The following is a 25886-nucleotide window of genomic DNA, read 5'->3' as shown; positions in this document are numbered from 1 at the left end:
GCAGGGCGCGCGTTCATGCCGATACGCTGCTGCATGTATCGACGTGAACCGCGCGCACGTTACGCTCATTGGCTCGCGAGCTGGGCCTGGGTGTAGAAGCCGTCCTTGATGACTACATCCACGTTGCTCTTGGTGAGCAACGTAGGCTGCAGCAGCACCGTGTCGACCTTCTTCTTTCCGTTATCGTATTGCGCATTGAAGGCAGGCTTCTCACCCTTCGCCAGCGCGACCGAGAGCTTTGCCGCTTCGCCAGCAATCAGCTTCAGCGGTTTGTAGACGGTCATGGTCTGCGTGCCCGCAATCAGCCGCTTGACTGCTGCGAGGTCGGCGTCCTGACCCGATACGGGCACCTTCCCCGCCATGTGCTGAGCGGCCAGTGCCTGGATCGCGCCGCCGGCGGTTCCGTCGTTCGACGCAACGATTGCGTCGATCTTGTTGTTGTTGGCAGTCAGTGCATCTTCCACGATGCGCAGCGCCGTGGACGCGCTCCACTCCGGCACCCATTGCTGCCCGACCAGCTTGATATCGCCCTTGTCGATGGCGGGCTTCAGCACTTTGAGCTGTCCTTCGCGCAGCATCTTCGCGTTGTTGTCGGTCGGCGCGCCGCCAAGCAGGAAGTAGTTGCCCTTCGGTTGCGCTTTATAAACGCCTTCCGCCTGCAGTTCTCCCACCTTCTCGTTGTCGAACGAGATGTAGGCGTCAACGTCGGCATCGAGAATCAGGCGGTCATATGAAACGACCTTGATGCCCGCCTTTCTGGCTTCGGCGACCACATTGCCGAGCGTCTTGGAATTGAACGGCACGATCACGATGACATCGACGCCGCGCGAGATCAGGTTTTCAATCTGCGAGATTTGCCGCGCCTCGCTGGCATCGGCAGATTGAACGGATACTTTCGCGCCGAGTTTTTCCGCAGCCGCGACGAAATAGTCACGGTCGCGCGACCAGCGTTCGACGCGCAGGTCGTCGATACAGAAGCCGATCTCCGGATGATCCTTGCTGGCATGCGCAAGCGGCGCCGCCAGTGACAGGCTGGCCAGCACCGCTCCACATACGAGCGAACCCAGTACAGTACGACGTGTTGCGAATTTCATTTCTGTCTCCTTCTTTTGATAGCCGGAATTCCGGATTGGACGGCCTGCGCTGCGAGCCGCAGGTCCGGACAAGCGACAACCCAAAGCTTTTTTATTCGCGCGGTATATGTCCGCGCGTTTTATTCACGTGCAACAGTGCTCGTCAGCGTCCGCTATAAATCGCCTGATTGACGATGTTTTCCATGCGCTCCTGCTGGCCGCTCGCGTGGCGCGGGTTCAGATCGCGCGACAGCGCTTCGGTGGCGAGCGCCGACAGCGAGAAGTCGCCCGACAGGATCTTGCGTCCAAGCTCGGCGTCCCAGCCTGCATAACGCTGGCGTTTGAACTGGTCGAGACGGTCGTTTTCGATCAGCACAGCCGCGCGTTCCACGGCGAGCGCGAGGTTGTCGATCGCGCCAATGTGACCGTAAAACAGATCTTCCGGATCGACACTTTGCCGACGTACTTTCGAGTCGAAGTTCATGCCGCCCGTGGTGAACCCGCCGTGCTTGAGGATTTCATAAAACGCGAGCGTCAGTTCTTCCACACTATTTGGGAATTGATCGGTATCCCAGCCGTTTTGCGGGTCGCCGCGGTTCGCATCCACGCTACCGAAGATATCGAGTGCAAAAGCCGTTGCGATCTCGTGATGAAACGAGTGGCCGGCAAGCGTTGCATGATTCGCCTCGATGTTCACGCGAATGTCTTTCGCAAGCCCATATTGCAGCAGGAATCCGTGCACGGTCGCGACATCGTAATCGTATTGATGCTTGGTCGGCTCCTGCGGTTTTGGCTCGATCAGCAGCGAGCCTTTGAAGCCGATCTTATGCGCGTGGTCCACGACCATATGCAGGAAGCGCGCGAGTTGATCGCGTTCGCGCACGAGATCGGTATTGAGCAGCGTGTCGTAGCCTTCGCGTCCGCCCCACAACACGTAGTTCTCGCCGCCTAGCCGTTGTGTGGCGTCGAGTGCATGACGTACCTGTGTCGCGGCAAACGCGAATACTTCTGGATCGGGGCTCGTGGCCGCGCCCGCAGCATAACGCGGATGCGAGAACAGGTTGGCCGTGCCCCACAGCAGCTTGATACCGGTGTCCTGCTGTTTGCGCGCGAGGTAGTCCACTATGCGGGAAAAGTTCTCGCTGTACTCTTTCAGGTTACTGCCTTCGGGCGCCACGTCGGTATCGTGAAACGTGTAATACGGCGTGCTCAGCTTCGAGAAAAATTCGAACGCGGCATCCGCTTTCAGGTGCGCCATTTCCATTGCGTCGCCGGACTGCTGCCATGGGCGCTTGAATGTGCCCTGACCGAAAATATCGACACCCGGCCAGACGAACGTATGCCAGTAGCACACCGCAATGCGCAGATGTTCTTCGAGCGTTTTACCGAGTACTTTCCTGTTCTTGTCGTAGTGACGGTACGCAAGCGGGTTGTCCGACTGCGGGCCTTCATAACGGATCTCGGGAATGTGTTCGAAGTAGGACATCAGCGTCTCCAGTATTTGTTGCACTGCAACCCGTGCGGACGTGGCCGCGCCGGTCAATAAGGTGACGCCATGCTGCCGCTTGCCGCAAGCATCGGCAATTGCGAAATTGCGCAGCGTGCTTGATGTTTCTCACCGCCCGCCATTTTGTTTTGCACTGGTGCGCGATTCGCGGCCTAGAATAACCGGACGCTTAAAAACATCGAACCGGAGATAGACGCTGCAGCGCCTACTCTGTCGACATAGGAGACGAAGGCTTTGCGGGTTTGACTATCCGCATGCCGAGCACCGCCATGACCCGTCCGCAAACTCCACAGACGACCCATCGGATCGCACTGCTGTTCAACGCGAACAAGGTCTACGATCGCGAGATCATTACCGGCATTGGTAACTATCTGCTGTCCACACGCGTGGCGTGGGATCTCTTTCTGGAAGAAGACTTTCGCTGTCGCTTAACGGGTATCGAGCGCTTTGACGGCGACGGAATCATTGCGGATTTCGACGATCCTGCCGTGAGTGAAGCATTGCGCGATTGCCCATTGCCCGTCGTCGCCGTGGGCTCGTCGTTCGAAGACCCGTCACAGTATCCCCCGGATTTACCCTATATCGCGACCGACAACAGCAAACTCGTTTCACTGGCTTATACGCATCTGATTGGCGCCGGCCTCGAACACTTTGCGCTGTACAGCTTGCCGCAAGCGCAAGAGAACCGCTGGGCGCAGCAGCGCGAACTTGCATTCGCTCATCTGCGCAGCACGGACGGACACAGCGCCGAGCAGATTCAGGGCGAGATTTATCGCGGACTGTCGACGAGCGCGCCTTCATGGAACCAGGCGACCGAACAGCTGACTGCGTGGCTGCGCGAGTTACCTAAGCCCGTCGGCATTATCGCTGTGACCGATGCGCGCGCGCGCCATTTACTGCAAGCGTGCTTGATTGCGGGCATTCCGGTACCGGAAGAAGTCGCGATTATCGGCATCGACAACGACCCGCTAACGCGGACGCTCACGCGCATTCCGCTTTCCTCCGTGATACAGGGCACCGAAGAAATGGGGCGCACCGCCGCTCACCTTTTGCATCAGATGCTGCGCGGTGCGCGCTTTCCTGGTCGGCGCATTCTCGTGCCGCCCGTCGGGATCAATGTGCTCGAGTCGACACGACATGAACCGCTTGCGAGTCCGTATGTGATGCGCGCGCGGCATTTCATCCGTCAGTACGCGTGCCAGGGCATTCGCACCGAACAGGTGGCCGATTACGTGGGCGTGTCGCGCTCGTCGCTGGAAGAGTACTTTCGACGCGAACGCAAATGCACCGTGCATCAGGAAATCTTGCGCCATAAACTGGATGTCGCGAAGGCGCTGCTTGCGAAGCGCGATGCATCGAGTGCGGAAGTGGCGATACGTTGCGGCTTCACGTCGCTGCAATACATGTATGCGGTTTTCCGGCGCGAACTCGGTTGCACGCCGCGCGAGTACCAGGATCGCGTGAACTCGACTCAGGCTTCCACGCCAGGCTGAGCATGCCTTTACTTCTCAAATTTTTATCGACGACATGATCAGCATCGCACAACTTTCATCCGAGCCTTGGGGCGCGCTCAATGGCGGCGACCCGGTACGGCTCTTCACGCTGCGCAACGCGCACGGCATGAAGGTCGCGATCAGCGACCTGGGCGCGACGCTCGTTTCGTGGCATGCGCCGGATCGCACCGGACGTCTCGGCGATATTCTGCTCGGGCATGACACGCCCGCCGATTACGTCGCGGCCACGACCTATATGGGCGGGCTGATCGGCCGCTGGGCGAATCGCATTGCCGACGCCCGTTTTACGCTCGATGGCATCGAGTACACGCTCGACCGCAACGAGGGCGCGAACCTGCTGCATGGGGGAAGCGTGGGTTTCCACCGTGCGATGTGGGATGTCAGCGAGGACAACGGATCGCTGCTCATGCGGCTCGAGTCGCCGGAAGGCGACGCGGGCTTTCCAGGCAACGTGACCACGCAAGTGCGCTATACGCTCGACGATGACGGCACGTTGACCATCGAATACGAAGCCGTTACCGACGCCGCCACGCCGCTGAATCTGACGAGCCATGCGTACTTCAATCTGACTGGCCGCGCAGGCGCGGATATTCGCGGACACATGCTGTCGATCGATGCCGATCAGTTCTTCGAAGTCGATGCAGCAATGATTCCATGCAGGCTTGCGGATGTAGCGGGCAATGCATTCGACTTCCGGCAGAGCGCGCCGATTGGCGCCCGCCTCGACTGGCCGCACGGACAACTCGTGCAAGCGGGCGGTTTCGATCATTGCTACGTGCTGCGCGACGCGGCTGCTGGCGCCAATCAAGCCGGCCATATGCGCGAAGTCGCGTGTCTTTACGATCCGGGGAGCGGACGGGAATTGACCGTGTCAACCGACCAGCGTGGCTTGCAGTTTTACAGCGGCAACTGGTTGAAAGGAGACGCGGGACGCGGCGGTGTGGTTTATCAGGCACATGCAGGGCTCTGCCTCGAAGCTGGCGGTTTTCCGAACCAGGTGAACATGCCGGCAGAACAGAGCGATGTAATCGTTCGGGCAGGAGACACCTACCGGCAAGTCACCGCGTACAAGGTCGACGTGCGCCACGGCGTTTGACGAAGTGCCTTCATTGTTTACGCCGTCCATTACAGCACGCCGACTTGTCATTTGCTGCAAGAGTGAATTACAGCATTGGGGGTTTTCCCTGGAATAAGGGCTTCCTAAAATCCGCGAATGGTGCCGACGATCCGCTGCGGCATCGGAGTACATCATTCCCGGAGGGAAGCATCATGAAATCGCTTATCAAAACAGTCGCGCTGGTTGTTGTTCTGGCCGCGCCAGTTGTCTCGTTTGCACAGTCGGAGCAGCCGCTCACGCGCGCGGAAGTGAAGGCTCAGCTGAAGCAGATCGAGCAGGCGGGATACAACCCGGCCGTTGCTGTGGATGCGACTTATCCCGCGGACATTCAAGCAGCCGAAGCTCGCATTGCTGCGCAAAATGCGATGGCTCAGAGCGATACCACCGGCTACGGTTCTACGGCGACGGGTTCGTCGCAAGCGGGGGCCGCCGCGCCTGCCAAGTGAGCGTTGCACTTTTGCGCTATGGCCGGTTGCAGGCCTGAGTTGCTATCGCGCGAGGTGCTTTGAGACTGTGCGTTTCCTCTCTGCAGTCTCTTCGCCTTAAGATGATCGCTCGCAGACAGGAGCGGTCATGGGTTCATCCGTTAAGAATTCTTTGCTGTGGATCTTCGAGCCTTTCGAGGACGATCCCGGCTTTCTGAGGAAGCGCTTATTCGGCTTCGAAGCGGCTTATGTAGATGGCTTGCTCTGTCTTGCGGTCGGCGACGGCGAGGAGCCCTGGAATGGACTGCTGGTGTGCACGTCGCGTGATCGGCACACAGATCTCACTGCCGAGTTTGTGCAGCTCGCACCGCATCCCGTACTCGGCAAATGGCTTTATTTGTCGCAGCGAGAGGAGGAATTCGAGCAGGTCGCTCGCGCCGTTGTCGAGGCGGTTAAGCGGCGTGATCTGCGTGTGGGAGTCGAGCCCGGAGTCAGGAAAAAAAGGGCGAAGAGGGTGATCGGCAGTTGAAGCTCGCCGCGCTTGGCCGGGCGCCGCGAGCTTCAGCTTCTTTTCTATTTCAACAAACCGAATACCGCCACGCCGTTGGTCGTGCCCACGTATACGTGCCCGTGCGCGATCATTGGCGTAATGAACTTGTTTCCCGCGCCGAATGTGTCTCGCGTCCCGGACTGGTTACTGTTGTAGAGTTCCTGGCTCAGATCGCCGGCGTTAAAGGCATGCAGCGCGCCAACGGCGCCGTTCTCGGCGGCCCAGACAATCCCATTCGATGCGCCATTCGCCGAAACGCTGGGCGTGGCGCCTGGGTAAGGGAAAGTGCCGGGACTGCGCGATGCGGGGCTCGTTGCCAGGAGTGCAGCGGTCACCGGAAACGCCTTGAGATTGTCGCCCACGGAGCCGAAATACACGACATGGTTGTAATAGGCGGGCATGCCGAAAACGCCTCCCGGCAGTTGCCCGTCGATCTCCTGCCAGATCTGGTTAGCGCTCGTGTTGAACTTGCCCATCGAATCGCGATTGACCACGTAGATCTTCGAATCCTTGCCCGCTCCCAAGGCGAGATGCCGGGTCGTGCCGCTTGCGTCTGCCTGGTCCGGCAGTACCAATGCACCGCCCGATCCGAGATCCGCGTCCCTTGCTGATTGCACGACAGTGTCGAAAGTCGCGAAATAGTCGGCCACACCGAGCCTCGGCGAAGTCGACAGCTTAAGGAAGGCGTTCCCATAGTCGCCTGCAATAGGGAAACCCTGCGCATTCAGCGTTGCGTCGAAAGTGCCGTTCGCGTCGAGGAGGTACAGGAATGCGCCGTCGGATGCCATACCCGCACCGCTCATCCAGACCGAGCCCTCACTTCCGTTTGGAGTGAGGTTCAGCGCGCTTGTCTGCGAAAGCGTATCCGCGCTGTAGGCCATGACCCAACCGCCGTAAGTGCCCTGGTCGCAGTGCGACGTCCATGCAAGATAGACATTGCCGTTGACGAGGGTTAGCGCCTGGCGCTCCGCGTATTGCTGAGGATCGAAAGCGGTGACACCGTTGCTGCTGTTCGCGCCCGTTCCCGGATAGGTGGCCGTGATCTCGGTGGGACCACCAAGCGCCTCCGATCCTGTCACGAGATCTATTGCGTGCAGGCGTTGATGAATGCCTCCGCTCGCATCTTTACTCATTGCGACCGCGTACAGGACGCCCGCCGTGCCGCGCGTGCGGTCGATAACCGGTGTCGACGTGATGCCGATTTCCGGTGTGATCTGACCGCAGTGTCGATCGTCGCTCGTCGTCTCGCCGGAGCCAAGCAGGGAGCGCTGCCACAGTTGTGTGTTGGTGTCGGCGTCGAATGCGTAGACGCTGGCGTGCTCGGTCACGACGTAGACGACGTTGTGCGCCGTGCCGCCAATGGGGAGATTGCTGACGTAGAGCGGTTGAGCGTCGACCTTGCCGTCTGCCGCGAGGAACGCAACCTTGCCAAATCCGGTCGGGTTAACGTTGGCGGGCGTCAGCGTCGTCTCCGCAAGGTACTGTCCGGTACGGGCGAGGTCGTTGTGATACGTCAGAACGTCGCTCGCAGAAGACGTTGCACCAGAGCCCGAACCACCCGATCCACCCGAGCCGGTCCCGCCGGTGCCCGTTCCGCCGGATCCGCTTCCGCCGTTCGTACTGCTTGTGCTGGAGCCGCCGCCCGAGCCGCCGCTACAGGCGATACAGAAAATGGCAAGCAGGCCGGTCGACACTACCCGGCGCCAGGACAGCGCACATTTGTGCAGATACATGTTGCGGTTCATAGACGTCTCCCAGGCGATCGGGAAGACTGCCAGTCCCAATGACCGTCGACTTTCTAGTGCGGATCTACCCTTCGTTGCTTCGCAAAGAGCGAAGCGTTGCGTCGGGCCACTTGTCAGCGTGCCAACTCGTGTTGGCCAGAATCGTTCAGGGTCGTCGTCGGGAATTGAATCGTGTCCGTGCTTCTGTCATTGTTGACCCCGTTGGAGATTTCCAGCACCCATTACGTCCGAACACCGCCGTCCCGAACCGCGCGTTGTACCGCGGCAATCGCTATCGCTCGACGTCTAACCGTACGGCCGGGCGCTGTCGCCTATCCGGGAGTTGCCCTGCTGCGCGGCAATGCCGCCGACCGTGTTGCTATGCATATCGCCGTCAACGCTCTGCGTGTGCTTGGCTTATGCCTTATCTTGCCCGTTGTCCTGCCCCTCGGTTGCTTCGTGGGCGCGATTGCCTCGCGGATTGGTATCTGGCGCAGGATGCACCTCGCCTTCGCCTCTCTGTCCGTTCTCCGGCGCGCCACCAGTGACTGGTGCGCCGCGCTGATTACCGAACGAGCCGCCTCCTGAAGCTCCGGTAGCCTTCGAAGCGTTGCCCTGGTCGTCCATTTCGTCTGAATCGTTGTTCGGCATTTTCGCGCTCCATGCATTTGGGTCTGCACTGTATGAGCAAGCAGCGCGCCTGGCTACGGCTGGTCCTCTGCCGCTTCGGGCAGTTAGGAGCGCTTCGAGCAGATGGATTGTCGCGATGAACCATGCAATTTACAGGACTGCATCACCACGGCGCCCTTTTCTCGCTTTTTCCAAAACGCACTACGCATGATTCCGCCTCGGCGACAGCGAACACAGGCGCACAAAGCAATTGCCGTTCATGTAGATCGAGAATCTGGATAATAGGCGGACAATCCGCGCTTTCGATAACCCAAACACCCCGGCTTGCACACGAAGCTGCGGTATCGAGAATACGTTCAGCATCGAGATAAACCTCGCGCTCCACCGCACCAAAACCTGCCTACTGAAGGTACCAGGCGAGATAAAGCGCCTTGACGATTTTGGCAAGCAAATCCCCATTACCGTTTCCGGTTTTGAAAGCGGCCAACGCCAGATGCCAGCAGAGCGACTGTTCACGCATGTAGGCGGCCGTGTGCGGTAATAACTGCGCTTTTCCCAAGGGCCTCCTGCGTGCCTTATTCCCCGATTGGCGTTTCTTCCGATTCTGCGACATGAGGGTTTATCTTCTTGATGCTATTTTTAGTTTGATCATCGTAATACATTGCAGCAATAAATCAATCCACTCACGCGTTTTTTAACCTAAGTTAATGCACACGACGACGGGCATATCAAAATGCGTTGAGTCAGTTTTATGTCATCGAAAGGTTTTAAACAGCCTTTTGGCAACAAACGGCGGCGGAAATGCCGCAGTGCGGAGCCTATTAAACGCTGAGTGCACGCATACTCCCTGTTTCCAATCAGAAAGTCCAACCATCATCTGCAATTGCACCGGCAGCCAAATCGGCAGCCGAGGCGCCAACTTCACGATCCGCGCTAAATGTTATTATCGGAAACAGCAAACTACCGCTCAGATAGCAACGAAAGCAGCAGACCTCATGGACACCCAGATCACCAAGCCCGCTGAACCCTCGACGACCGATCTTGGCCGTCGCGTCCGCGCTGCCCGCCAGTCGCAGGATTTGACGCTCGAAACGGCGAGCCGCCTTTGCGGCGTTTCTCGCTCGACCCTATCGAAAGTGGAAAACGGCCTCATGTCCCCCACTTTCGACGTCCTGCAAAAGATCGTCCTCGGGTTGAAGATCGAAATCGGCGAGTTGTTCGGATCGATGCCCAAAGTGAGCGCAAGCGGACGTCGCGCGCTAACGCGCAAAGGCGAAGGGCAACGTCACGCGTATCGCGGCTATCAGATGGAGTTGCTTGCGACCGACCTCGCGCACAAAGCAATGCTGCCGTTCCGAATCCGCATCTCGGCGCACACGCTGGACGCGTTCGACGACTGGGGCCGTCATGAAGGCGAAGAGTTTTTGTACGTGATCAGCGGCAGCGTGTGCCTTCACTCGGAGTTGTACGCCCCGACACATCTGAACGCCGGCGACAGCCTGTACTTCGACAGCCGCACCGGCCACGCCGCGGTCTCGACAAGTGAAGAGGATGCCGAAGTATTATGGATGGCGACCAGCGCCGACATTCCGCAAGCACCGGCCGTCAATGAGTCGCCGAAAAAGCAGCGCGAAATCTGACCTCAGGCGCCGGCTTGCTCGCGCGCCCGCGCGAGCGCGCTGAGGTTACCTTCACCGAATCCATGATGTCCCTGGCGTTGCACGATCTCGAAGAAAATCTCGCCCGCACCGCGACGCACGAAGGTCTGAAAAAACAGCAGCGGCACACCGTCCGTGCCGATCTCGCCATCCACCAGAACGTGCGTGCGCTTTAGCCGCTCGACGTCGAGACCGTGTCCTGGCAAGCGCGCGTCCAGCTGCTCGTAATAGCGCGGAGGCGGCTCGACGAATTCCACGCCGTTTGCAAGCAACTGCTCGACGCACGCGAAAATATCGTCCGTAGCAAGCGCCAGGTGCTGCACGCCCTCGCCCGGATGATCCGGCAAATACTCGTGCATCAGGTCGGTCCGGCGCGTGCCCTCTTCGTACAGCGGGATGCGGATCGCACCGCACGGCGACACCATCACGCGCGATTCGGCCGACACATGCCAGTTCGCGTGCAGCTCATGGATCTCGCGGAAGTTGAGCAGGTCGCGGTAAAAGTCGAACCATTCCTGCATGCGACCCTCGCCGACCGTTTGCGTCAGATGATCCACGGCCACGAGACCCGTGCCTGCATGGCTGAGGTCGGCATGCGCAGTGTCGATCTGGATCGGACGGAAGTCGATGTCGAAGATCGAGATATCGCCAAGGCCTCCGCGTTGCCCGCCGCGTCCGCGCCAACGGTCGACAAAGTAGATATGCGAATCGCCAATGCCTTGAATCGCCGGGATCAGCAACTCGCCGGCGCCAATTCTCTCGCCTTCGAAAGCCCACGCGCCGAGTTCGATCGCGCGGTCGAAAGCGCGTTGCGCGTCGGCCACGCGAATGCCGATCGCGCAAATGCCCGCGCCGTACTCTTCGGCATAGCGCGCAGCAAACGAATCGGGCTCCGCGTTGATCAGAAAATTCATTTCGCCCTGCCGGAACAGGGTGACGTCCTTGCTGATGTGGCGTGCGATTGCCTTGAAGCCGAGCTTGGTGAAAGTCTCGCCCAGCGCCTGCGGATCGCGCGAGGCAAACTCCACGAATTCCAGCCCGGCCGTGCCGAGCGGATTGTGCTCAGGCGCCGACACGGCGCGAAGCGCGGCGTCTGGAGTGGGCAAGTCGCTAGGCATGGCAATCTCCTTGTACTGTCTTACGACGCTGTTTCCGTGTTTCCAATGTCTTTGCAACCCGTCTCGACTCGCAGCGCGGCGCTGCATCGCGCGGTCGGCGACGGCTTTTGCAACGTGTTTGTACACCGGCTAGCGTGGCGTTCGCAACTTCATTTTGTACTGACTGGTTCACAGAGCCGCAGCCGGTCCGCGCGCGCAACTCACCGCGTAGCACCGTTCGCTGCGCTTTGTACATCAAGTTGTCGACGTTGTGCGGCGCGCACGCTTGCGGTTAGCGTTGCCCGCAGGCCTGCTTGCGCTCGCCGCCATTCGCAACTGAGCAACTTCTCGCACAGCGTCGATAAAAGCCCTTCCCACTGCTGACGGCTGCGTGTCCGAGCGCCGGATCAAGCCAACCGGCTCGCCGGTGCCCGCGAACGGCAACGGAAGACGCACAAGCATGCCGTGCGCCAGTTCGTACTCCACGGCGCTGAGCGGCACAAACCACACGGCGTCGTTCTCGAGCGTCAGCGCACGGCCGGTCGAGACCGACAGCACTTCCACGAACGCCGACAGCGGCGGCACACCCCAGGCGCTCAACAAACTTTCCGCCGACTGCCGGATCAGCGTTCCGAACGGCGGCAACACGACTGTGAAATCCTGCAATGCGGCCGAGGGTAAACCGGGCGCTGCATCGAGCGGATGCCTCGCGCGCACGACTGCAATCAGCGGTTCGGTGAACAACTGCTCGAAGCTCAGCCCCACCATTCGTTCGGGATCGGCTAGTCGCCCGATGGCAAATTCGATCGTGCCCGCTTTCAGGCGCTCGAGCAATTCGGGATTTGCGCCGGTTGCAAGGCGCACGATCACACGCGGCCAGAGAGACGCGAAACGCTTGAGCACGGGCGGTATCAACGCCGCCGCGACAGTCGGCAGAATCCCGACTTCGAGCGTGGCCGCGGCCGCGCCTTCCGCGCGCGCGAGCAGATCGACGCCCTGCCGCAACGCACTGACGCACGCGCTTGCATGGGGCATGAAGAGTTGCCCCTCCCGCGTGGGCACCGCCCCGTGACGGCCACGCTCAAAGAGTTTTACGCCCAGAATGGTTTCGAGCTCCGCGACCGTCTTGGAGACGGCCGGCTGCGTAATCGAAAGGCTGTCAGCGGCCCGCTGGACGCTGCCGAATTGGGCTACGGCCAGAAAGCACTGTAGATGACGGAATTTGACGCGGCTGTCCGCGAGACTGCGTTGCATAACGGAAGGTTATACGAAAAGCGCCAAAACGTCATTTTTCATAACCGTCCAGTTTGGATAAAGTCCGTTGATAAGCGCTATCCCACAAATCCCGAAGGAGACACTGATGGACGATTCCTTTCTCAGCGCGCGCGATTTCGCGTCGCATCCCGAATACATCTATCCCGGCTACGGTTCCTCGGTTAAACGCGGCCCGACACGCCCGCTGATTCCGCTGAAGGAAAAGCTGCGCGATCAGCGCGTGCCCGTCTACGGCACCGAAGACCTCGGCGCGCTCGACAGCGATCTCACGCGCAACGCGGTCCGTAACGGCGAACCGCTTGGCGAACGCATCATCGTGACGGGGCGTGTGCTGGACGAGGGCGGACGCCCGGTGCGCAACACGCTCGTGGAAATCTGGCAGGCGAATGCGGCTGGCCGCTACGTGCATAAAATGGATCAGCACGACGCGCCGCTCGATCCGAACTTCCTGGGCGCAGGCCGCTGCATCACGGACAACGAAGGCCGCTATCGCTTTCTGACGATCAAGCCGGGCGCATATCCGTGGGGCAATCATCCGAACGCGTGGCGCCCGAATCACATTCACTTCTCGCTGTTCGGCGAGCATTTCGGCTCGCGCCTCGTCACGCAGATGTATTTTCCCGGTGACCCGTTGCTGGCGTTCGATCCGATTTTCCAGGGCACGCCTGAGCAGGCCCGTGATCGACTGATTGCGAAATTTTCGCTCGATACCACGCAAGAGGCCTACGCGCTCGGCTACGACTTCGACATCGTGCTGCGCGGCCGTAACGAAACTCCGATGGAGCGCTAAGCCATGACCACTCTCAAGCAAACGCCCTCGCAGACGGTTGGACCGTATTTCGCGTACGGCCTGTGCCCGCAGCAATACGATTTCGACTTCAAGAGCCTGTTCACGCCAGTGGTGGCCGACCGCGAAGCGGTGGGCGAGCACATCACGATCGTGGGACAGGTGTTCGACGGTGACGGCAAAGTGATCGGCGACGCCATGCTCGAAGTGTCCCAGGTCGACGCCGATGGCCACTACCCCGAATTGCGCGAGGAAATTCTCAAGACGGGCTTTCGCGGCTTTGCACGCGTCGGCACGGGCACGGACCCGCAAAAGCGCTTTGTCGTCGAGACGGTGAAACCGGGCCGCGTGAGCCCTGACGAGGCGCCCCATTTAAACGTCATCGTGACGATGCGCGGCATGCTGCTTCACACGTTCACGCGCATTTATTTCGAGGACGAAGCGCAAGCCAACGAGCGCGACCCCGTGCTGACGGCAGTTCCGGCCGACCGGCGTGAAACCCTGATCGCGCGCCGCGAGCCGAACACCGCCAACGTGTATCGCTTCGACATCTATATGCAAGGCGACAAGGAAACGGTTTTTTTCGACCTGTAACGCGATTCCCCTACACTTTCGTAAAGCTTTCACCTAGACTGAAAGTGATCCGTCTAGCGACTGGATCGCGAAACTCCGAGTAGTTGAGCCCGCCTTGCGCGGGCTTTTTTTGCGCCTGCAGAAAAGCGCGGGCATGAGTCATTAGTCAGTGCAATGAGCAACGCAGCCAGCGGCGAATCGTGATCACGTCCGCGATATGATCGCGCGGGCCTGGCGCACCCAGCACGACAATGTCGATCGGCCTGCCATGCACGATCATTCGCACGACGACGCAGTGCCCCGCTTCGTTAATGAACCCTGTTTTCTGCAATACGATCGACCGGTCGCCGCCCCGCACGAGCGCATTCGAGTTGTGATAACTCAGCCGCGTGCGCGGTCCGCCGGGAAACACTAACTGGTCCAGGTCGGTCGAATAAGCGCGGATCAGCGGATAGCGGCTAGCGGCAGCCACGAGGCGAGCAAGATCTCGCGCCGTCGATACGTTTTGCGGTGACAGCCCCGTGCCATTCACAAACCGCGTGTGCCGCATGCCGAGTGCGCGCGCCTTTGCATTCATCGCGGCGACAAAGCTCGGCCGGCCACCGGCGTAATCGCGGCTCAACGCGGCGGCAGCGCGATTCTCCGACGACATCAGCGCGATATGCAGCATGTCACCCCGCGGCAGCACCGAACCGACAGTAAGCCGTGAGCCGGTGAACTTGTCGAAGTCCTGATCCTGAACAGTAACGTTGAGCGGCTCATTCAGTGAGCGCCTTGTATCGAGCGACACGACGGCCGTCATTAGTTTGGATATCGAAGCAATTGGCATGACGCGATCGGCCTGCTTTTCTGCGAGCATCGTGTGCGTTCTTTCATCGACAACGAAGACTGAACGCGACCGTAGCAACGCGCGCGACCTGGGCGTATATCCGCAGCGAGGCGAAAGACGAAGGCCCGCATGCTTCGTACGAGCCGAAAGCGTTGCATTAGCGATTACGCTTTCGGCCGACGCAGGCCGCCGGTTGCGATGCGCCGCCAGTTTGGCAGGGTGTCTGGAAGCGCGCGGCTCGCGTGCGGTGCGCGATGCCTGACGGCGCGACTTGGGCGTGAGCTTGCTCGCGTGCTGTGAACGCTCGTCGTCGGTGACATGCTTGCGCCTGCGTGTGACGCGCCGCCGCGTCTCGCCAGTCGTGACTTTTTTCACGTCACGCGCATAGCCAAGCGAAGAGTGCCGTGGAGACTCGTGAGTCGCGCCGAATGTCCAGCCGATGCTCAGCCACAAGAGGCCAAATATCGCGATATAACAGAGCCAGGCAGAAGAACCAAAAGCAAATGTGGGAGTTTGTGGGCGGTATGGCATGCAACTTCAGGTTCTGTGCCGCGTGCGCCGGTTATTCGGAGAACGGAATTGGCGCACAGTCAACAACAACTCGTAGATATCATGGAAGATCGCTTGCACGATCAAAGGCGCCTGTATGAAGCGGAATTCGTCGCGATAGCAGGAATTGCGTCCGCCTGCCTCAGTGTTCTAAGGCAGCTTTAACATATCGAAGCCGATTCTAGCATTCGCATAATGTTGCTTGCAGCGAATGCGTATGTCTTTACACTGCTTGTACTGCTTGTTAGATGAGAGCCGCGCTCTCATGCTATGTTTGGACAACACGCGCTATTCATATGCAACCGACGGAGACACTGCCATGCCAGCATCGACCGCTATTCTCACCATTCTCGCCGCGCTGTTATTAGGCGCAATGAGTCCGGGACCGAGCTTTGTCATCGTCGCGCGCAATGCGATCGGTCTGTCTCGCGGCGACGGTCTTGCGACGGCACTCGGCATGGGCATTGGCGGGGTCTTCTTTAGCGGCATTGCGCTGCTCGGCTTATATACGTTGCTCGCTACCGTCGAATGGCTTTACATCGGGCTCAAAGTAGCCGGCGGGCTTTATCTGATCTATCTGGCCTCGAAGATCTGGCGCGGCGCCGCTAAACCGCTCGCGTTCGACGCCACGCAAACCGTTACCACGAATCCGCGCAAATCTTTCTGGATCGGCCTTAGTACCCAACTGAGCAATCCGAAGACGGCAGTCTATTACGGCAGTATCTTCGCGGCGCTGTTGCCGCAACATCCGCCGCTATGGTGCTACTTCGCATTACCGCCCGCGATCTTCGCCATCGAAGCAGGCTGGTACACAGTCGTCGCGCTGTGCTTTTCGAGCAGGCGTCCGCGCGAGATCTATCTGCAATGGAAGGCGTGGATCGATCGTGTCGCCGCAAGCGCAGTGGCCGCGCTTGGCTTGCGTCTGATTGTGACCGCGCACAAGGTCGGCATCTAAATTATCCTCGCGTCAGCCGCGTACCGATGGTCGCGGCGACAGGATGAAGACAAGGGCAAGCCGCTAGCGGGGCCGCATTGCGGCGCCTTCGCCGCGCTTAATGGAGCCGCCCAACAGAACAGTTACAAGTTAACTGTTGACGCTGCTGTGCCGGAGCGGTTACTGTGGCACCCGAAGTTCAAGAAGTTCGATTGCTGTTCATCAATGTCTCGCTCTCTCAGCGGTATTCGTTGTCCTCTCCCTCCTTGACGCTTCTAACGCTCCTTCACAGGGCACATTTTCAATTTTATTTCCTCAAGGATTCTTCATGGATACCGGTACCGTTAAGTGGTTCAACGACAGCAAAGGCTTTGGCTTCATCACCCCGGACAAGGGCGGCGACGACCTGTTCGCGCACTTCTCCGAAATCAGCGGCAACGGCTTCAAGACGCTCGCTGAAAATCAGAAGGTGAGCTTCGAAACGAAGCAAGGCCCGAAGGGTCTGCAAGCGGCCAACATCACGCCGCTGTAAGCTAGTTTGAAGGGCCCGGTGTCCGGCAACGGACATCGGGCTGCAGCGACATCCTCGCGGAGCTTTGTCTCCCACAGTTGGCGCGAATCGCTTTGAGTTGCATGTATCAGGCAGCTCGCTCAAGCGCCAATCGCCTCGTTGCTCCTCATTCTCCCCTCGGCTTGAACGCCCTCTTCAGCTTCCCGACTGCGTTCTGATTCGGCTCGCAATGGCTTTGAATCGACTCGTCCGCGCGACTCAATAGAAGTTCGCACGGCAGGCGCACTCGCACATTATTAAAATATAAAATGCAAAACCAACAAATTCACCTTTACAACGGCTATGCCATCAAACCATCGGCGCATCGCTTGCCCGACGGTACATTCTCGTCCAACCTTTTGCTCGAGCGCGCCGACAGCGCACGCGCTGAAGGGCTTTACCAGTTCTATTCGCTCGACTACTTCACCGACGAAGAGCAGGCATTGCAGCACTCCGCGCGTTGGGCGCACGAGTGGGTCGATACACGCGGTTGACGCACATTTAGCGCGGCGACACTGGCCGCGAATGCCTGCGTCTCGCAAATAGAGTTCAGACGAACTCTTTAGCCGTTAGCATGACGGCTGCATCTAATATTCGTTTCAGCGCAAGCAACTCTTCCTTCAAGCGGTCGATCAGATCGCTACCCCGCCTGCACTGGCACTCCGACGTCAAGAAACTGGCGGCTCCGGGAGCATCGCATTAGCGATATGCGTCCCGGCGCCCAATAGCTTTGCGAAGCTTGCGCGGACTATTGTGCCCCCTGAATGACGAATGAATGCCTGAAGTCGAGGTATTCATCTCCGTCGGAAAACAAACTCAATTGGCGCACGGCACGAGTCGCTTCTCTTCCGAACAGCGAGACGTCTGGCGTTCGTTTTATGCGCATTGCATTCAAAGCGCGCACATACAGACCACTGCAAATAAAGCATTCGAAGTTGAAAGACGCTTCTTCAAAAAATACTAAAGATTTCCCTTTTGCTGCCGTTTAAATCGGTGCGCGATTCTGCGCGGGCATATCGAGAGTTCAACAATCATTTTGCGGAAACTACGGTCCGCACGCTAAATATCATAATGAAAATGAAAGAAAAACTACCTTTAGTCATTGCCGCGTTCGGTTCATTTACGCTCGCTGCATGCGGCGGTGGCGGAGGCGACAGTTCGCCGCCTGCTCAAACCGCTGCGCCGGCCACGAGTGCCAGCGCACCGGCGCCCTCGTCGGCGCCCGTCGTCGCGGGCGAGTCCCTGCCCAGCCTGACGTCCCCGCAGGCCGGCTCGACTGCCGCCACGGGCAATGGCTTCGAGGGCATCTGGACGACTTCCTCGTCCTCGCGGACGACCGCCATGGTGGACCCGGCGAACAACATCTCCTACCTGAGCGGCATCTTCACGGTCGTCACATCGACCTTCTTCGGCATCGCGGCACCCGCGGAGCCGAACTGGACATTGACGAGCGGTTTCGAGAGCACAGGTGGCTTCCGCTATACGGCCTCGTCGGGAAGCGGAACGTACAGCGCGAAGCAAACCTTGAACGGCAGCTATGTCGCCAACGGCCAAACGGTGAACCTGGCATTGAACTACGATCCGGCGAACGCGCTTGCCGTCACGCAATCGAGCGTAACGGGAACGTGGGCGCAAAGTGGGACGACGCTGACCATCGACGCCGCCGGCGGCTTCACCGGCAACCTCTCCGGCTGCGCCGTCACTGGGACGCTGACATTGACGACGCCGGGTTCGAACAAGAACCTCTACACGATGACGGTGAGCGGCACCACGAGTACCTGCTTGCTGGCTTCCGGAACGACTTACTCCGGTAACGCCGCTATCACGTTCCTGCCCGTTACCGGCAGCACAACGCTGTATCAACGTTCGATCGTCTATCTGATCAAGGCAGCCGATAACTCGGTGATCGCCTACGGCCAGGTGACGAAGCAGTAAGCCGTTTATGGGCCGCAGCAGCCCGGCAAGTTCTCCGGCTGCTGATTGGCTCGTTTCAAAAGAACTGAGGTTCGCTTCGCGCGGACTTCAGTTCTCCGCGTCTCTTTCTAGTGACGTTGCCGAAAGACCGGAGCTCCATCTGAACTACCGTTTCGTCAATCGCGCGTGTGAGCGCACCCCAGCGAATGCGAGATCTCCCCAGCCAAAGCCGAACATTTGACTACGCCGGCAGCGGCACACCGGCAATATGACGGCTAAGGCGTTGCGCCTGCTTATAGACCGCGTGCATTAGCAGCGTCGTGTTGCGTGACGGAGGGGAGAACTTCGAATAGACAAAGGTTGCAACGAGCTCCAGCTCCTCGATCAACGGACGTATGACGAGGCCGTGATCGTCTGCGGCAAACTCGTCGACAATGGCTAATCCCAGACCGCCCTTCACCAGCGCCAGCGCCTGGTCTGCGCGCGTCACATCTACGACGGATTGCAGTTCTACATTGGCCTGCTGGCATGCGCGCGCGATCATCGTGCCGAACGGAATATCGCGCCTGAAGAGAATCATCGGCTCACCAACGAGATCGGCGAGCGCAATGGGCTCCGCTTCGGCCAGACGATGACGAGGCGGCACGACGCAGACCATCCTGCCACGCATGAACGGCACGACGTCGAGGTGTTCATGTTCGATCGGCATCGATGTCACCGCCACATCCACGGCCTTACTCAGCACCTCGAGCGGCATGTCCGCCATGAGCGTGGTATGCCAGTCCACGCTCAAGCCTGGCAATTGCCGTTTCAATTCGACGATCGCGGGCGCAACGATCGACGTCGCCAACGACGGGCTGCAGGACACCCGCAACAAACTAGCGGGCCCGAGCGACAGCGCCCGCGCGAATTCGTCGACTGACAGTGCCGCCTGATAGACCTGCTCGACTTCCCTGAATAGCGCCTGCGCCTCCGCAGTGGGTATCAGCCGGCCTTTCGCCCGCTCGAAAAGCCGCAGGCCGAGGTTCGTCTCCGTGTGAGAGATGAGCTTACTCACAGCAGGCTGCGACACGTAGAGCATTTTTGCTGCGGCGTTGATCGACCCCGTCAGCATGACCGCACGAAATACCTCCATCTGCCTGAGCTTGAACCGCATGCGTTCTCCGTGCCGCGTAGCCGGCCTATTAACAAAAAGTTATAGGGTAGCTGAAACTCGGCATACGACAGGCCTGCGGTAAATCCCTAGTATCTGTTCAACGGGAGCCTGACTCCCGGCATTGCGCGACACGCGTAACGCCCGCAGTCTGCAAGCCGCACGCAGCGGAAACGGGCGCCGCGAGGAGCGCACCAAAGAGAACAGGATGGAGACACGATGAATCACGCAACCCAGTCCGCAGACGCGACGATCAACGTTGCCACCGCGACGCGGAGAACCCGAGCCCGCTTCCAGATACTTGCGCTGCTCGCGATCGGCACAATGATCAACTATCTGGACCGTAGCGTCGCCGGAATTGCCGCGCCGAGCATGAGTCACGAACTCGGCCTTAATCCGGCGCTAATGGGCGTGATCTTTTCGGCGTTCTCCTGGACATACACGGCATCACAGATTCCCGGCGGCGTGATGCTGGACCGCGTCGGCACACGGTGGACCTATTTTTTCGCGCTCACGCTCTGGTCTCTCTTCACGGGATTGCAGGGGTTGGCGACCGGCTTCATTTCGCTGCTGATCATGCGTCTACTGATCGGCGTTGCTGAAGCGCCGTGCTTTCCGACTAACAGCCGGGTAGTCGCTATCTGGTTCCCGCAAAGCGAGCGGGCCCGCGCAACCGGCATTTATACATTCGCGGAATACGTCGGGCTGGCCTTCCTGAGTCCTTTGCTGTTCTGGCTCGAACAGCAATATGGATGGCGTGCGCTCTTCGGCATTGTCGGAACGGTCGGAGTGCTGTTCGGCGGCATCTGGCTGATGCGTTTTCACGAGCCGCATCAATCGAAAAGCGCAAATCGGGCCGAGCTGGACTACATCGCGAACGGAGGCGGCGTCGTAGACGGTAGCCAGAAAGCTACTCATTTCCGCTGGGCCGACATTGGTGCGCTCCTCAAACGGCGAAGCATGCTCGGCATCTGTGTGGGCCAGTTCGCTTGCAACTCGACCAACGTGTTCTTTCTCACATGGTTCCCGACTTACCTGGTGACAGAGCGCCATATGCCGTGGTTGAAGGTCGGGCTGATTGCTGTGCTTCCGTTCATCGCCGCATCGGTGGGCACACTTGCAGGCGGCTGGATCTCCGACTCCATGTTGCGGCGGGGTATTTCCCTCAACTGGTCGCGCAAGCTGCCCGTTATCGCCGGTCTGCTCGCCGCATCGAGCATAGTCCTCGCGAACTACGTGGAATCGACGGCAACGGTTATTGCGATTCTTTGCGTCGCCTACTTTGCACAGGGCATGTCCGCACTCGCCTGGATGATCGTCTCCGACATTGCGCCAAAGGGATTGCTTGGTTTGAGCGGCGGCATTTTCAATCTCTTCGCGAATGCGGCGGGCATCGTCACGCCGCTCGTAATCGGACTGATTGTCAACGCAACAGGTTCGTTCGTTTATGCGTTGGGCTTCATCTCAGCCGTCACGCTAGCCGGGGCGCTTTCGTACATCTTCGTGGTTGGCGATATCAAACGTATCGAGTTGTGAACAACATTTTTCAGCAAAGGAAAGAACCCCATATGACTCGCTCTCTCGACGGGAAAGTCGCCATCGTCACAGGCGCCGCGCGCGGCATCGGGCTCGGCATCGCGCAAAAACTGAAAGCGGACGGCGCACGCGTGGCGGTGTGGGACCTCGATGTGAGCGACTGCGGCGCGCAACGGCTGCAGTTTGAGCCTGATCACATTCAACAAGTGGACGTCGCCTCCATCAGTTCGGTCGAACAGGCTTTCGCGGTCACGCTCGGTACGCTTGGGCAGGTGGATATCCTCGTCAATAACGCAGGGATCAATGGGCCGGTAGCGCCGTGTTGGGAGTATCCAGTGGACGCCTGGCAGCGCGTGATAGCAGTGGACCTGAACAGCGTGTTCTATTGCTGCCGGGTCGCGATTCCGCACATGCGCGCGCGCGGCGGCGGCCGCATTGTCAATGTGGCATCGATTGCCGGCAAAGAAGGCGTCCAGTTCATCTCAGGCTACTCGGCGGCGAAAGCAGGTGTCATAGCGTTCACCAAGGCGGCCGCCAAAGAACTGGCAAAGGACAATGTGCTCATCAACTGTGTCGCGCCCGCAATGGTCGAAACCGAGCTATTGAGCGAGATGTCCAACGCTCATATCGAGGCGAGCAAGGCCAAGATTCCAATGGGCCGTTTCCTGCAGATCGACGAGGTCGGTGCGATGGTAAGCTGGATCGCCAGCCCCGAATGCAGTTTTACGAGCGGCTTTACCTTCGATCTGACAGGTGGGAGGGCCACGTATTGAACACTATCATTGCAGCACCGAAGCTTGCAGTCGCGCATCTCACCGCACTTGAACTTGCGCCTACGGAATGGGTGGTCGAAGCCGCTCGCGCCGGGTTCGACGCAGTTGGGCTCAGGTTCAATCCGACTTCACCAGGTGCGATTGCCTATGCCTCGGCTGTCGGCAGCCAGGCACACCTCGCTCTGCGGCGTGTACTTGTCGAAGAAGGCATGGCGGTGCATGACGTCGAGTTCATTCCAATGCTGCCCGATATCGACGTGGCCTCGTATGCGCCCATGTTCGATGCGGCGGCCGACCTGGGTGCCCGGTGCGTGACGGTTTCGGGCGACGACCCCAACGCGTCGAGGCTCGCCGCCAACCTGGCGGCTCTTTGCGAACTCGCGGCGCGATATGGCTTGCGTGTCGATCTCGAATTCATGCGCTGGCGCCACGTCGCCACCTTGCAGCAGGCGCGGTCGATCGTGGAGAGCGTGGGAAGCGCAAACCTCGCTGTTCTCGTCGACGCATTGCATCTCACGCGCTCGGGCGGCAATCCGGACGACGTCCGCGCATTGCCCGCCGGCATGGTGCGCGCGGTGCAACTGTGCGACGCCTCGCCGAACGATCCCATAGGAGACGACGCGACGATTCTCGAAGCGCGCACGGGCCGCTTGCCGCCAGGCGAAGGGGCGCTGCCGCTAAGCGAATTGCTGGACGCGCTGCCTGCCGATACCGCTTTTAGTGTGGAAATGCCGTTGCCGTCGCTGCCTGCGAGAGATCGCATCAAACTCGCGTATCGAAGCACACGCACCATGCTCGATGCCGCGCGCCTTCGACGCGAATCTCGCGGAGCGTCTCGTCAATGACTATCTTCGACGAAAAAAAGATCGACTGTCACAACCATATTTTCGATCCCGCTCGCTTTCCCTATCGCGCCGACACCGCGTACAGGCCGTCGATGCAGGAAATCGGCACCGCTGCGCAGTTTGCCCATGTGATGGACGCATGCGGTGTGCAACACGCGTTGCTCGTCGGACCGACCAGTGGCTACGGCACCGACAATCGCTGCATGCTGGATGCGCTCGCCAGTTATGGCACCCGCTTCAAAGGCATCGCCGTGGTGGACCACAATGCGAGCCGCGAAGACATGATCGAGATGAAACGCGCGGGCGTGGTTGGCGCGGCCTTTAATCCGGCGATGCTGGGCGTCGATGCCATGCGTGATGCCGACGCGCTCTTCAATATCCTGGCCGACCTCGATATGTTTGCGCAGATCCAGGTAACGGGCGATCAGTTGGTCGCACTCGAGCCGCTAATCGAACGTACGGCGACGCGAATACTGATCGACCACTGCGGTCGGCCGGACATGGCGGCCGGCATGAAACAGCGGGGCTTCCAGACGCTTCTCCGTCTGGCCGACACGGATCGCATCGTCGTCAAAATTTCCGGGTTGCAAAAATTTACGCAGATCGACTATCCATATGAAGACGCGCAGACCTTCGCGACGCAGCTTCTCAGCACGTTTGGGCCGGATCGTTGTGTGTGGGGTTCCGACTGGCCGTTTCTGCGCTCGCCGGTGCGGATTGACTACGCTCCGCTGCTCACGCTCGTCGAGCGTCTGATTCCAGATGCCGACGAGCGCCGACGAGTGTTGTGGGACACGCCTCGCCGGCTCTTTGGCTTTGAAGCTTCCGCTACGCGTTAGTCATGCATGCGTGTTCAACCGTGCTTATGTGCCGGATCATTGCAACTGCACGCGTAATTCGAGTCGTTCCACGCATTCCCGAGAATGATGCTGCAGAAGTTCTTCCGACGGAAACCCACGTCCTTCAGCGCAAGCACGTCGTCGTTGACAGTGCCAAAGGTCGAGTCCGGACGGTGCTTCATTCCATCGTTAAAGGCGTTGATGATCTGCTCCTTGAAGTTCTTTCCGCGAGGGTGAGCAGCGACCACCACCTTGCGCTGTTCCTCGGTGAATTCGTCAAATGCAAAGCCGAGCACGTCCATCTCGACGCCTGCCGTCACCAGTTGAACCACAGGCTTCTTGAATGGCGGAATACCCGGCGTAGTATGCAACGCGATCGCGTCCCACACGAGGTCGACATCTCCTTCGGGAATACCGTGCTGCTCGAGGAAGCTACGCGCTGCATTCGCGCTGTCCACCTCGAAGCGGTTCTGTGACGTCCTGAATTGTTCGGTAAGCCCCATGTCGTGGAACATGGCGCCGACGTACAGAAGCTCCGGGTCATACTTCAATTGCTTGCGCTCACCGGTGAGAGCGCCGAAAAGAAACACGCGAGTCGAGTGGTGGAAAAGCAGGTCCGACTCCGTGTCGCGAACGAGTTCGGTGGCCGCACGCGCCAATTTGCTATCGGGGATCTTGATTCCTGCGATCGTCGTCATGTTCGTTGCTCCAATATCTGCCTGATCGAACCGCGCGTCTTATGAGCGGCTCAGCAAGCTATGTTGAGAATCGGGACATGCCTGCCCCGGAGTTCGGATTGCGAGTCTTTCACTGCGTTGGTCCAGCCGGTATGTCTGTCGCCGAGTACTTCTTCAAAGGAAAACCACAAGCCAAGTATCGGACTGCGACGACCGACTTTCAATTCGATTGATGCCCGGAACACGGCCAACAAAACAGTGTTTTCTGCCAAAGCCGGTGTGTACGGGCCTGGCAGGCCAACAAGCAGGGCCCAGCATGTGGTCTCGCTACACGAGGCTGTTTTTCAATTCATGGTGAGTTGCATGCCATGCATTTCGGTGTTGACGATTGATCGCTTGTGACCAGTTTGACCATGTGGCCCGCTGAACCAATTTGCGCGCGTGCAGCCTCTAGTACGCAGAGGCCGCCGGCCTCATCCGAGGCGGATGCGCGACGACAGGAGACGAACAGCCACTACGAATCGAACCCCAGGAACCGCGCGAAGTTCTCAACGGGTTCGCGTCCTGTTTCCAGACGGCTGACAGGGGAGTCGCAGTCAGACAATCCCATACTCATTCCGCACACCACTTCATAGTTCGCAGGAAGCGCCAGGTGTTCCGCAATCACGTTTTGGAATCTCGCAAACGAAACCTGCGGACACGTGTCGAGACCTACCGCTTGTGCTGCCACCATGACGGTCTGTATAAAGATGCCGTAATCGAGCCAGCTGAACTTTGTCAGCGCTGAATCGATTGAAAAGATCAGGCCCACAGGCGCGCCAAAGAAATCGAAGTTTCTCGCAGTCACACGCGCACGCTGTTGCACATCGTGCTTGGGCACACCGAGTACACCGTAATAAGCCGCGCCAAACGCTTCCTGCCTTCTTCTCATCGCTTCCGGCAAGACCTCGGGCATGTGCGTGAGCGGAGGATGGCGATTCTCTTCGTGTGCCTGCTTCAGAACATTGCTCAAAGCGGCCTTTGCCGGCCCGGCGAGAACATCGACCCGCCAGGGCTGGGTGTTCGAATTGCTCGGCGCGCAGCTTGCCACTTCGAGAATCTGGTCAATGACGTGTCGCGCAATTGGATCGGGTCTAAAAGCCCTGACGGCCCGGCGTGATCGAATCACCGAGTCAACCACACACGCGTCAGGGTTGGTGTTACGGTCGGTTCTCATAGGTCAATGCCAATTGATAGAGTGCCGCCCACACCACTTGCAGATAACGAAGCGCGTGGCGGCTGCATAGATGGATGCGAATCCGCATCGTAAAAGGCATCGCAACTGAACACATCGCGATACCGTGAAAGAGTTGAAGTA

26 protein-coding genes are annotated in these 25886 nt (G+C 59.3%); 15 read left to right on the top strand and 11 right to left on the bottom strand.

Annotated features, from left to right (window positions below):
- Positions 1–65 precede the first annotated feature (65 nt).
- Together xylF and xylA are read right to left on the bottom strand one after the other, a co-directional pair.
- Positions 66–1094: a D-xylose ABC transporter substrate-binding protein gene (xylF, locus tag ACTJLB_RS15845; protein WP_020068929.1), complete on the bottom strand. Its 1029-nt coding sequence runs from the start codon at positions 1092–1094 to the stop codon at positions 66–68.
- Positions 1095–1236: 142 nt separating this feature from the next.
- Entirely contained in the window at positions 1237–2559 is a 1323-nt protein-coding gene (xylA, locus tag ACTJLB_RS15840; RefSeq protein ID WP_020068928.1) for a xylose isomerase, read from the bottom strand.
- 290 nt (positions 2560–2849) lie between these two features.
- Here xylA and ACTJLB_RS15835 point away from each other — a divergent pair, with 290 nt between their 5' ends.
- From ACTJLB_RS15835 to ACTJLB_RS15820, 4 genes are all read left to right on the top strand, one after another.
- Positions 2850–4073, top strand: a complete 1224-nt coding sequence (locus ACTJLB_RS15835; protein ID WP_110404644.1) for a XylR family transcriptional regulator — start codon at positions 2850–2852, stop codon at positions 4071–4073.
- Positions 4074–4107: 34 nt separating this feature from the next.
- Positions 4108–5190 (top strand): aldose epimerase family protein, encoded by a 1083-nt coding sequence (locus ACTJLB_RS15830; protein WP_440783806.1) that lies wholly within the window; start codon positions 4108–4110, stop codon positions 5188–5190.
- A gap of 173 nt (positions 5191–5363) precedes the next feature.
- Positions 5364–5657 carry a DUF4148 domain-containing protein gene (locus ACTJLB_RS15825; protein WP_020068925.1) on the top strand — a complete coding sequence of 98 codons (294 nt, stop codon included), beginning with the start codon at positions 5364–5366 and terminating at the stop codon, positions 5655–5657.
- Between the two features lie 127 nt (positions 5658–5784).
- Positions 5785–6165, top strand: coding sequence for a hypothetical protein (locus ACTJLB_RS15820; RefSeq protein ID WP_440783805.1), 381 nt, complete (start codon positions 5785–5787; stop codon positions 6163–6165).
- A 44-nt stretch (positions 6166–6209) separates the two neighbouring features.
- On the opposite strand, the gene ACTJLB_RS15815 is transcribed toward ACTJLB_RS15820, so the two are convergent.
- The 3 genes from ACTJLB_RS15815 to ACTJLB_RS15805 all read right to left on the bottom strand — a co-directional run bounded on the left by ACTJLB_RS15815 (position 6210) and on the right by ACTJLB_RS15805 (position 9099).
- Positions 6210–7931: a pyrrolo-quinoline quinone gene (locus ACTJLB_RS15815; protein WP_440783804.1), complete on the bottom strand. Its 1722-nt coding sequence runs from the start codon at positions 7929–7931 to the stop codon at positions 6210–6212.
- A 396-nt stretch (positions 7932–8327) separates the two neighbouring features.
- The gene (locus ACTJLB_RS15810) at positions 8328–8561 is read right to left on the bottom strand and encodes a hypothetical protein (RefSeq protein ID WP_440783803.1); all 234 of its coding nucleotides are present in this window, start codon (positions 8559–8561) and stop codon (positions 8328–8330) included.
- Between the two features lie 379 nt (positions 8562–8940).
- The gene (locus ACTJLB_RS15805) at positions 8941–9099 is read right to left on the bottom strand and encodes a hypothetical protein (protein WP_440783802.1); all 159 of its coding nucleotides are present in this window, start codon (positions 9097–9099) and stop codon (positions 8941–8943) included.
- Between the two features lie 436 nt (positions 9100–9535).
- Between ACTJLB_RS15805 and ACTJLB_RS15800 the strand changes: the two genes are divergently transcribed.
- Positions 9536–10180, top strand: coding sequence for a helix-turn-helix domain-containing protein (locus ACTJLB_RS15800; protein WP_020068920.1), 645 nt, complete (start codon positions 9536–9538; stop codon positions 10178–10180).
- A 2-nt stretch (positions 10181–10182) separates the two neighbouring features.
- Here the strand turns inward: ACTJLB_RS15800 and ACTJLB_RS15795 are convergent, their stop codons facing one another.
- Positions 10183–11316 carry a 4-hydroxyphenylpyruvate dioxygenase family protein gene (locus ACTJLB_RS15795; RefSeq protein WP_440783801.1) on the bottom strand — a complete coding sequence of 378 codons (1134 nt, stop codon included), beginning with the start codon at positions 11314–11316 and terminating at the stop codon, positions 10183–10185.
- A 234-nt stretch (positions 11317–11550) separates the two neighbouring features.
- A complete protein-coding gene (gene pcaQ, locus ACTJLB_RS15790) occupies positions 11551–12549 on the bottom strand; it encodes a pca operon transcription factor PcaQ (RefSeq protein ID WP_440783800.1) in 999 nt (332 codons plus the stop codon).
- Between the two features lie 106 nt (positions 12550–12655).
- Between pcaQ and pcaH the strand changes: the two genes are divergently transcribed.
- The gene (gene pcaH, locus ACTJLB_RS15785) at positions 12656–13360 is read left to right on the top strand and encodes a protocatechuate 3,4-dioxygenase subunit beta (protein ID WP_020068917.1); all 705 of its coding nucleotides are present in this window, start codon (positions 12656–12658) and stop codon (positions 13358–13360) included.
- Between the two features lie 3 nt (positions 13361–13363).
- A complete protein-coding gene (gene pcaG / locus ACTJLB_RS15780; RefSeq protein ID WP_440783799.1) occupies positions 13364–13951 on the top strand; it encodes a protocatechuate 3,4-dioxygenase subunit alpha in 588 nt (195 codons plus the stop codon).
- A 145-nt stretch (positions 13952–14096) separates the two neighbouring features.
- Here pcaG and ACTJLB_RS15775 read toward each other — a convergent pair whose 3' ends face one another.
- Positions 14097–15290: a serine hydrolase gene (locus ACTJLB_RS15775; RefSeq protein WP_440783798.1), complete on the bottom strand. Its 1194-nt coding sequence runs from the start codon at positions 15288–15290 to the stop codon at positions 14097–14099.
- A 337-nt stretch (positions 15291–15627) separates the two neighbouring features.
- On the opposite strand from ACTJLB_RS15775, the gene ACTJLB_RS15770 reads away from it, so the two are divergent.
- The 4 genes from ACTJLB_RS15770 to ACTJLB_RS15755 all read left to right on the top strand — a co-directional run bounded on the left by ACTJLB_RS15770 (position 15628) and on the right by ACTJLB_RS15755 (position 18727).
- Complete coding sequence (locus ACTJLB_RS15770) at positions 15628–16263, top strand: LysE family translocator (RefSeq protein WP_027804774.1); 636 nt, start codon at positions 15628–15630, stop codon at positions 16261–16263.
- A 307-nt stretch (positions 16264–16570) separates the two neighbouring features.
- Positions 16571–16774: a cold-shock protein gene (locus tag ACTJLB_RS15765; RefSeq protein ID WP_006047703.1), complete on the top strand. Its 204-nt coding sequence runs from the start codon at positions 16571–16573 to the stop codon at positions 16772–16774.
- Positions 16775–17061: 287 nt separating this feature from the next.
- The gene (locus ACTJLB_RS15760; RefSeq protein ID WP_020068912.1) at positions 17062–17286 is read left to right on the top strand and encodes a hypothetical protein; all 225 of its coding nucleotides are present in this window, start codon (positions 17062–17064) and stop codon (positions 17284–17286) included.
- A 577-nt stretch (positions 17287–17863) separates the two neighbouring features.
- Positions 17864–18727: a hypothetical protein gene (locus ACTJLB_RS15755; RefSeq protein ID WP_027804773.1), complete on the top strand. Its 864-nt coding sequence runs from the start codon at positions 17864–17866 to the stop codon at positions 18725–18727.
- 220 nt (positions 18728–18947) lie between these two features.
- Here ACTJLB_RS15755 and ACTJLB_RS15750 read toward each other — a convergent pair whose 3' ends face one another.
- Positions 18948–19862, bottom strand: coding sequence for a LysR family transcriptional regulator (locus ACTJLB_RS15750; RefSeq protein ID WP_087753108.1), 915 nt, complete (start codon positions 19860–19862; stop codon positions 18948–18950).
- Positions 19863–20078: 216 nt separating this feature from the next.
- On the opposite strand from ACTJLB_RS15750, the gene ACTJLB_RS15745 reads away from it, so the two are divergent.
- Genes ACTJLB_RS15745 through ACTJLB_RS15730 form a run of 4 tightly spaced genes read left to right on the top strand, consistent with a single transcriptional unit; the run spans position 20079 to position 23852 of the window.
- Complete coding sequence (locus ACTJLB_RS15745; protein ID WP_020068909.1) at positions 20079–21395, top strand: MFS transporter; 1317 nt, start codon at positions 20079–20081, stop codon at positions 21393–21395.
- A 32-nt stretch (positions 21396–21427) separates the two neighbouring features.
- Positions 21428–22168, top strand: coding sequence for an SDR family NAD(P)-dependent oxidoreductase (locus ACTJLB_RS15740; protein ID WP_087753107.1), 741 nt, complete (start codon positions 21428–21430; stop codon positions 22166–22168).
- Complete coding sequence (locus ACTJLB_RS15735; RefSeq protein ID WP_440783797.1) at positions 22165–23013, top strand: sugar phosphate isomerase/epimerase family protein; 849 nt, start codon at positions 22165–22167, stop codon at positions 23011–23013. Before ACTJLB_RS15740 ends, ACTJLB_RS15735 begins: the two co-directional genes overlap by 4 nt.
- Entirely contained in the window at positions 23010–23852 is an 843-nt protein-coding gene (locus ACTJLB_RS15730; RefSeq protein WP_440783796.1) for an amidohydrolase family protein, read from the top strand. The genes ACTJLB_RS15735 and ACTJLB_RS15730 overlap by 4 nt, the downstream gene beginning before the upstream one ends.
- Before the next feature lie 14 nt (positions 23853–23866).
- Here ACTJLB_RS15730 and ACTJLB_RS15725 read toward each other — a convergent pair whose 3' ends face one another.
- Together ACTJLB_RS15725 and ACTJLB_RS15720 are read right to left on the bottom strand one after the other, a co-directional pair.
- Positions 23867–24550, bottom strand: a complete 684-nt coding sequence (locus tag ACTJLB_RS15725) for an HD domain-containing protein (RefSeq protein ID WP_440783795.1) — start codon at positions 24548–24550, stop codon at positions 23867–23869.
- A 493-nt stretch (positions 24551–25043) separates the two neighbouring features.
- Positions 25044–25745 (bottom strand): nitroreductase, encoded by a 702-nt coding sequence (locus tag ACTJLB_RS15720; protein WP_440783794.1) that lies wholly within the window; start codon positions 25743–25745, stop codon positions 25044–25046.
- Between the last annotated feature and the right edge of the window lie 141 nt (positions 25746–25886).

It is taken from the genome of Paraburkholderia sp. 22098 (assembly GCF_052045935.1).
GTDB classification, from domain to species: domain Bacteria; phylum Pseudomonadota; class Gammaproteobacteria; order Burkholderiales; family Burkholderiaceae; genus Paraburkholderia; species Paraburkholderia caledonica.
The sequence above is the reverse complement of the archived record's forward strand: the minus strand, read 5'-3'. Positions and strand labels throughout refer to the sequence as shown.